Consider the following 7,138-nt stretch of genomic DNA (forward strand, 5'->3'; position numbering starts at 1 on the left):
GCGTTTTGACCGCGCCGGCCTCGGTGCGGTCGCGATCGGGCAGTAGCGATGGCCCGCCGTTCAACGGTCAGATCGGTTCGATGAGGATGTCGGCGCGGTCGAGGGCGGCGGTGTAGGCGGTGAGGTCGTCCGGGTCGCTGGTGAGGATCTGGGCGGGGGCGTGCAGTGCGGCGGTGATGACGACCAGGGCGTCGATGACGTCCGGCCGCTTCTTCGTGGGGAGTGTGGCGTCGGCGAGCATGGCCCCGGCCCGTTTGTAGGAGTCGAGGGTGAAGGTTCTCGCACAGGCGACGCAGCCGGCGGGGATGTTCGCCGCGCCCCGGATGGGCGGCGTGCTCTCGCGGGTCTGCGGCACGGTGCAGTCCTTCAGATATTGGCTGAAGGCGTGGACCGTTTTCGGGTCCGGTCGCCAGGCCTGGGCCAGGACCGGGCCGATGAGAACCGGCCGGTGTGGCGCCGCGCGTAGGCCGTGGTGAAGTAGTCGCGCCGTGGGGCTGTCGCGTAGGAGCGCTACGAGCATCCCGGTGTCGTAGACGACGGTGCGGGTGGTCACGCGACGCTCGCGGTGTCCGATCCAAGCGCGCGGGCCAGGACCCGGTGGACGAGGGCCTGCTCGTCCGTGGTCAGGGCGTCGAACGAGGGCGGGTCCGCGTCGGGGAGGTCGGCGGTCTGCTCCAGGGCGGCCTGGTTGCGTGCGTCCAGTGCCGCGAAGGCCGCGGTGGCGGCGTCGTCGCGTGCCATCTGGGCGACGGCTGCCGCGATCATGTAGGCGGAGACGTCCATCCCTGCCGCCTCCGCGTGCGTTCTGATCGCGGCCTGGACCTCTGAAGCCGTCGAGATCGTGAACCGGACGTTCGGCATGCCGCCATCGTAACACGGCGTAATACGTCGCCATGGTCTTCTTGGTGGCCCGTCAGGCAACTCGGCTGGGGGCCAGGTGGCCTACTCGGGCTCCAACTCGGCTGGAGACGGTAGTCGACCCGGACATCGGCGTGCCATGGATGCCGGGCCGCGGGCCGCGCCCGGCCCCGGCCCCGTACGGTTATCCGGCGGCAGCAGCTGGCGTGTCGGTTGTGGACGCACGACGGCGCGGGCGCGCGGTTCCGCTGGTAGACGGCCTGTTTGCGTGCTGGGGGATGGCGATCGCGGGCCCGGGAATCATGGGCCAGCGGTTCGGGTTGTGCCCGGTTCTGTCCTTGCGATAGGGGTTCACTGCCCGGGCGTCGGTGACCTGGGCGGCGACCTGGGTCGGTTCTGGGGGTGCCGGCGGGGTTCTGCCCGACATCACGGTTGAGGCGACCGTGACCGTCCCAGTCCAGGACATGCAGGTTGTCAACAACCAGGGCGGTGGTAGCTGAGCAGCACCTCGGACACACCAACCCGACCGCGCCAAGTCGTGCGCAGGCCCCCACCCGCCGGCCCGGCGGCGGTGCCGGTGGCGGCGCGCCGCGGTTGGCCCCCACCGCGGCGGCGGACCCCGCTGGGGCGGCTCGCGGCAGGGCTGGTCGTGGTGCTGCTATGCGGGAGCGTGCTGGCGGTGTTGTTCAGCCGGGCGCAGGACCGCCGTAGCGAGGTGCTGGTCGTGGCTCGGCCGGTCTCGCGGCCGGAACGCAGATCACCCACGCCGACTTGCGGGTGGCGCAGATCTCCGCCGATGGCCTAGCGACGGTGGCCGCCTCCGCCCGCGCGCAGGTGGTCGGCCGGATCACCGCGGTGGACCTGCTCGCGGGGCAGGCCGAACTGACCGTCGTTTCAACGTCCGTAGACGTACGTTTTCGTGCGCGGAAGGCCGCCGACGTACGTGGTTGTTCGCCAGCGTTGCTACACCCGTTGCTACACCTCCACGAGACAACCAGCAGGGGTTCCAGCCGCTACAGCGGCGCTTCCGCTCGCCCCAGCCCGCCAGGCGGCAGGGTGCGATGGCGGCCAGAGCGCCAGGCTCGACGGGTCTGCCATACCCCGCACCCGGCTGCGATCAGCAGCGGTGCTGAGGGCCGGGACCAGCGGGTTCGAAGGGATCACGACGCCTCTTCCGTCGAGCCGGGGCTGGTCGTGGCGGCCGGGGTCGTGGCATCGGCGGCGGGCGGGATGGCCAGGGGAATGACGTCGGCGAACAGCGCGTCGGGGCCGTCGAGGAACGCCGCCGCCCGCCGGCCCCGGCCATGGCGGTGCCGGGATGGTCTCGGTGCCGGCGACAAGGAACCCTGACGGTGCGGTCGGACGGGTCCCCGGTCGCGATCGCTTTGGCGCACGCCGCCTCGAGCCGTGCCGGGTTGTGCCGGTCGGCCAGGCCGATGACGCCCTGGGCGGCGCGCAGCCGGTAGAGGGCGTGTCGGCCAGCAGGGCGGGAATGAGTTCGACGCGGGCGGGGCCGATCCGCTCGACCTGGGCGCGACACCAGGCCGGGGTCCGTAGGTGGAAGGTGATCTTCTCGGGCGGGTAGTCGTTCAGGTCGGTCTGCTTGCCCCGCTCCTTACGGGGGTGGGTCTTGACGGGCTGGCCGTCGAGGATGAACTGGACCATGACCCCGGTAGAGCGGGCGTGGATGTCCGGGCCGACCTTCGCCGTCGACCAGCGCGCCGCCACGAACGGCGACGGCGGCAGCGGCCGCAACGACTCCCGCTTCGCGGCGTCGAAGACGGCCAGCGGGGCGGCGCCGTCCAACGGCCGGCACGCCCGGACACCCGCGACCTCAACGCACCAGCGGACGGCTTCGGCGCGCATCTCCTCGAGAGAGGCGAACTCTTGTCCCCGCCTCCGGCCGGGGATCACGTAACCGTCAGCTCCTCACAACCGGGGGATTTCGTGACCGTCCACACCCGACGGTGGACACCGGTCGAGGTTCGATTACCTGGGTGGTAATCGACCACCCTGGCGGGTGTGGCCCACGCTGTTCGTGGGCGCGGAACCCTGTGCCTGTGCCTGCGTCACACGTCATCGCGTCGAGGAGGCCGATCGATGTCCACAACGACGAGCCAGTTCTCGATCCGTGCTGGGGCCGGATCGGACGGGGCTGTCTGGCTGCGGCGTTTCCTTGCCCTCGACGCCGTTGTCACGGCGGTCAACGGACTCGTCTATCTGGCCGCGTCGGGGGCGTTGGGTCGGCTGCTCGGGGTGGGCAGTGATCTACTGGTCGGACTCGGCGTTTTCCTGGTCCTCTACGGCCTGGCGGTCGGTTTGCTCGCCAGCCGGACTCGGTTTCCGATACTGGCCGTCAACGTGGTGATCGAGGCCAACCTCGCCTGGGCGGTGCTCAGCATCGTCGCGCGGGTCTTCTGGTTTGACGATCCCAGCATCGCCGGGCAGGTTTGGATCCCGCTACAGGCGGCAACGGTCGGCGGTTTCGCCGTGCTTCAGTTCGCCGCCCTGCGTCGTAGCCGGGCGTGGCTCCAGGGCACCATTTCAGCACAAGAATGAAAGGGTACTAAGTTGACTACGTTCGATGCCGCCGTCCAGCGGTACTTCGCCGCTTGGAACGCCGCAACTCCCGAGGACCTGAAGGACGCGGTCGCCGCCGCGTTCACGGAGGAGGGAACCTACACTGACCCGCTGGCCGACGTCAGCGGTCACGACGGTATTGCCGCCGCGATCAGTGGCGCGCACGAACAGTTCCCTGGTTTCGAGTTCCGGCTCGCTGGTTCCCCTGACGGGCATCACAACATCGCTCGTTTCTCCTGGGAACTGGTCTCGAAGGCCGACGGCTCGGCTCCGGCCGCCGGATTCGACGTGATCACCCTTGCTGAGGACGGTCGCATCAGATCGGTCAGTGGCTTCCTGGACCGCCTACCGGGAGCCTGAACCGGCAGGCGGCATGGACCGTCGGGAAAGCTGGCCGGCCGGAAATCCGTGACGCGGAGCCCGGCCGGCACAGCCCATGGAACCCGCGCAACCACGACCGGTTACACCGACCCACCGGCACACCGCCGCTGTCTCCCAGCGGCCCGACTGGCCCGTCACCGGCGGGCGACGACGAGCGCGCGGCCTGGACGAGACACCGAGCGGTCAACGTCACCTCATGACACGCCCGTGACGGACGCGCCGTCCTGAGCGGCCTGGAGTGCCTGAGCCGTCTCCGGGTCGGCAGGTAGGAACATCTCCACCGCCAGCTCGGAGACGGTCACATCCATGGGTGTGTTGAAGGTGGTGACCGTCGAGATGAGAGACAGGGTCTTTTCGCCGGCCTGGATCTTCAGTGGCAGCGCGAGCTGGTGCTGCTCCGCGGTGGAGGTAGCCTCTTCCGCCTGGGCTGATTCTGGCCCGGGCGCCGGGTATGCTGAGACCTCATCTCGCAGTTTGCTGAGTTCACTCGAAGGCCGCAGCGCAACCTGTCGGTCAATGCGCTCCAAAAGGTGCGTGCGCCATTCGGCGAGGTTGCGGATCCGAGGGGCCAGGCCTTGCGGGTGCAGGGTGAGCCGTATGGCGTTCATCGGTGGTTCCAACAGGTGCTCCGGGAGATCGCCGAGCAGCGCCTGGATGCCGCGGTTGGCAATCAGAATTTCGTATTTACCATCCATAATCAGCGCAGGATTGGGCTCATAGGCCGCCAGCAGGTTTTTCAGTCCTGTTCGGAGAACGTACATCTGCGGGTCCTGTAGCGGCGTCTCGTTATAGACTGGAGCATAGCCGGCCGCGACGAGAAGCGTGTTGCGGTCCCGTATAGGCACCTCCAGATGCTCGGCAAGGCGCATGACCATACCCTGGCTGGGTCGAGTCCGGCCCGTCTCGATGAAGCTGATATGGCGCGCGGAGCTCTCGGCCCGCAGCGCCAGCGCGAGCTGGCTGATCCGTCGCCGCTCACGCCAGGCTCTTATCAGGGTTCCTACGTTGACATAGCTGCCCGTCTCCGGGGCGGCAATCGCCATGGAGCCCATGTTATTCGATGCTGAACGCGAGGCTGTCCGGAACGTGAGCGACATGGTCGCCGGGTATCACACCTCGTTCGATCGGGTAGCCTGGTACTGTAACGGTTTCGGCACCGGGCTCGCACGCGCATCGAGTTGCGCGACTGGCGGCCTCGTCGCGCTCGGGGGCGCAGGAGGAACAGTCAAGACTTGCGGCTGGTGATCGTTAGGCACCCTGGGTGACGGGTGTGGTGGTGGGTCGTTCGACGAGCTGGCCGCCCACGAAGACGACGCCAGCGCGGACGAGGGCGACGAGGTGGGGTGCGTTGACCGCCCGCCAGCGTGCCTGGGCGGCCTCGATGAGCTTGAACACCCTGGCCAGCCTGGCGGCACGTGGTCCCGGGCCTTTGGTGACCCGGGTGCGGTGACGGACGGTCGCGAACATCGACTCGATCGGGTTTTCGTGGTCCGTAGATGCACCCAGTGCTCGGCAGGGTAGTCGTAGAACACCAGCAGCACATCCAGATCGTCGGTGACCTTCGCGACGGCCTTGGGGAACTTCGCCCAGTAGGATCCCGAGCGGTTTCGCCCGATCCGGATATCAACGATGCAATGAGACACCGCCGCACAGGACCTGGACGGGCGAGTTCTGAAGATGAGGCGCCTGGCTGAGGATCTCCTGGAAGCGCTGCCGGAGGTGGTCGGACGGCTCCATTCCGAGGTCGTTGGCCAGCCGCCAGCGGGCCTGGTTGTATGCCTCGATGGCCTCGGCCTGCCGTCCCGACCGATAGAGCGCCAGCATAAGCAGCTCGGTGATGCGCTCGCGCCAGGGGTGGCTAGTGCTCATCCGCCTCAGCTCGCCGATGACGTGCAGTGGGTCCGCGCAGTCGATTCCCAGCGAGATCCGGTCCTCGACTGCCGTCATGTACTCCTCCTCCAGCTGGAGTGCCACGCCCTGGCACAATGGTCCGGTCGCCGCGTCCTGCATCGGCGTGCCGCGCCAAAGTAGCAGCGCCTCGACCAACAGAGCGTGTGACGTTTTCGGGGCGTCGTGCCGCACCGCTCTGGACTCGGCGATCTTCCTCCGAAATTGATTCATGTCCAGCATGTCGAGATCGAATTCCAGCATGTACCCCGGTGACCTGGTGACTAGCGTGGGCGGCGTGTCGCTCCGGCCGACAAGGCGCTCGAGAGTCTGACGCAGCCGATAGATGTGGGCCTGTAGCGAGTTATCCATCTTAGCCGGCGGGTTCTCTCCCCACAACTCCTGATAAAGCTCCTCCGTCGACACGGGCCGGCCGTTGCTGATCAGCAGCGCCGTGAGCAGTGTGCGCTGTCTGGCTCCCGGGACGGGCCTGACCTGGCCGTCAATCTCGACGTCTACCACGCCGAGAACCCTGAACCTCATTTCTCCTCCTGGTGAAGGACCCGCAGAACCGCGAGATCGCAGCCGAAAAGGGCCGCGACTGTCTGACTGGACCGCCGTCTCGTCGCCTGCCGGGTGGAAGGCATCGCGATAATGGGAGAAGTCACACTCAATGCGTCAGAAGTGTGATATCCAGAATAGGGTGAACTCGTGGCCATCTGCGCTATTTCCGTAGAATTCACGCATCGCTCAGGACACGGCCACGATATCCCCTTTCAGACAAGATCGGTTGTTTCGCGACTCTCGACCGCAAAGCATCACCTTATAAGTATCATGGCACTCGTAGACGTGAGTCCATAAGCAAACAACTGTCTTGGTGACTCGGTTCACAGTATTTCGGCTACGGCGCCTCAGTTCCTGTGTCGCGGATGTGCTTGCGGGGCGCGCACAAGTCCCTGGCGGCCGCTCACGCAAGGCTGAGCCCAGGCGCTTGGCACTCTTATCGCCGGGGGCTTCCGGCGCGAGATCCGCTGCTCCGCAGGCGCTACGAGCGGGTAGGAAATCCGGGACAGGAGTACCCCGCCCCCACACGTCTCCCCTCGCGTCGCTTTCGGCGGGCTGGCGGGTAGGGCATCGATCGGCACACATGGTGGCATTATCCCCTGATCGCAGAGCGCTACATAGCGTATGCCGTTCTTCCGGGTTACGCAAGCACGAAGAGCACACACAAGTCCCTCGCACATCCATACTCTCGGTGTGACCTGCGAATACCCTGCTTGGCCCGCAAAATATGGTGACGTACCGCGGGGCTGGCGTGAGCGTCGGTGCCGGCGACGCCCGGCTACCCGCCCCGGACACGCCCCGGGGCAAGGGCCATTTCGTAGTCGATAGGCCGTGTTGATCATTCTGGGTGGTGGTCGACGTGTGGCCC

General features: G+C 67.2%; 8 protein-coding genes and 1 pseudogene. 3 read left to right on the forward strand and 6 right to left on the reverse strand.

Annotated features, from left to right (window positions below; genetic code table 11):
* Positions 1–67: 67 nt before the first annotated feature.
* From AC08OO_RS13870 to AC08OO_RS13880, 3 genes are all read right to left on the reverse strand, one after another.
* A complete protein-coding gene (locus AC08OO_RS13870; RefSeq protein WP_476610142.1) occupies positions 68–553 on the reverse strand; it encodes a hypothetical protein in 486 nt (161 codons plus the stop codon).
* Positions 550–861 carry a hypothetical protein gene (locus AC08OO_RS13875; protein WP_476610143.1) on the reverse strand — a complete coding sequence of 104 codons (312 nt, stop codon included), beginning with the start codon at positions 859–861 and terminating at the stop codon, positions 550–552. Before AC08OO_RS13875 ends, AC08OO_RS13870 begins: the two co-directional genes overlap by 4 nt.
* Positions 862–2,018: 1,157 nt before the next feature.
* On the reverse strand, positions 2,019–2,198 hold the full coding sequence (locus tag AC08OO_RS13880) for a hypothetical protein (RefSeq protein WP_476610144.1): 180 nt from the start codon (positions 2,196–2,198) through the stop codon (positions 2,019–2,021).
* 323 nt (positions 2,199–2,521) lie between these two features.
* Between AC08OO_RS13880 and AC08OO_RS13885 the strand changes: the two genes are divergently transcribed.
* The 3 genes from AC08OO_RS13885 to AC08OO_RS13895 all read left to right on the forward strand — a co-directional run bounded on the left by AC08OO_RS13885 (position 2,522) and on the right by AC08OO_RS13895 (position 3,798).
* The gene (locus AC08OO_RS13885; RefSeq protein ID WP_476610145.1) at positions 2,522–2,776 is read left to right on the forward strand and encodes a hypothetical protein; all 255 of its coding nucleotides are present in this window, start codon (positions 2,522–2,524) and stop codon (positions 2,774–2,776) included.
* Between the two features lie 182 nt (positions 2,777–2,958).
* Positions 2,959–3,417, forward strand: a complete 459-nt coding sequence (locus AC08OO_RS13890; protein ID WP_476610146.1) for a hypothetical protein — start codon at positions 2,959–2,961, stop codon at positions 3,415–3,417.
* Between the two features lie 12 nt (positions 3,418–3,429).
* Positions 3,430–3,798: a nuclear transport factor 2 family protein gene (locus AC08OO_RS13895; RefSeq protein ID WP_476610147.1), complete on the forward strand. Its 369-nt coding sequence runs from the start codon at positions 3,430–3,432 to the stop codon at positions 3,796–3,798.
* 215 nt (positions 3,799–4,013) lie between these two features.
* On the opposite strand, the gene AC08OO_RS13900 is transcribed toward AC08OO_RS13895, so the two are convergent.
* From AC08OO_RS13900 to AC08OO_RS13910, 3 genes and pseudogenes are all read right to left on the reverse strand, one after another.
* Positions 4,014–4,862, reverse strand: a complete 849-nt coding sequence (locus AC08OO_RS13900) for a helix-turn-helix domain-containing protein (protein WP_476610148.1) — start codon at positions 4,860–4,862, stop codon at positions 4,014–4,016.
* Positions 4,863–5,067: 205 nt separating this feature from the next.
* Positions 5,068–5,411, reverse strand: a pseudogene (locus AC08OO_RS13905) (transposase); the annotation flags it as partial.
* Between the two features lie 31 nt (positions 5,412–5,442).
* Positions 5,443–6,228, reverse strand: coding sequence for an AfsR/SARP family transcriptional regulator (locus AC08OO_RS13910; protein ID WP_476610149.1), 786 nt, complete (start codon positions 6,226–6,228; stop codon positions 5,443–5,445).
* Positions 6,229–7,138 lie beyond the last annotated feature (910 nt).

The organism is Frankia sp. CeCAU1 (assembly GCF_977971845.1).

Coding starts and splice junctions, on each gene's coding strand:
- AC08OO_RS13900 (WP_476610148.1), bottom strand. CDS start 4,862: ATGGCGATTGCCGCCCCGGAGACGGGCAGCTATGTCAACGTAGGAACC.
- AC08OO_RS13875 (WP_476610143.1), bottom strand. CDS start 861: ATGCCGAACGTCCGGTTCACGATCTCGACGGCTTCAGAGGTCCAGGCC.
- AC08OO_RS13885 (WP_476610145.1), top strand. CDS start 2,522: ATGACCCCGGTAGAGCGGGCGTGGATGTCCGGGCCGACCTTCGCCGTC.
- AC08OO_RS13890 (WP_476610146.1), top strand. CDS start 2,959: ATGTCCACAACGACGAGCCAGTTCTCGATCCGTGCTGGGGCCGGATCG.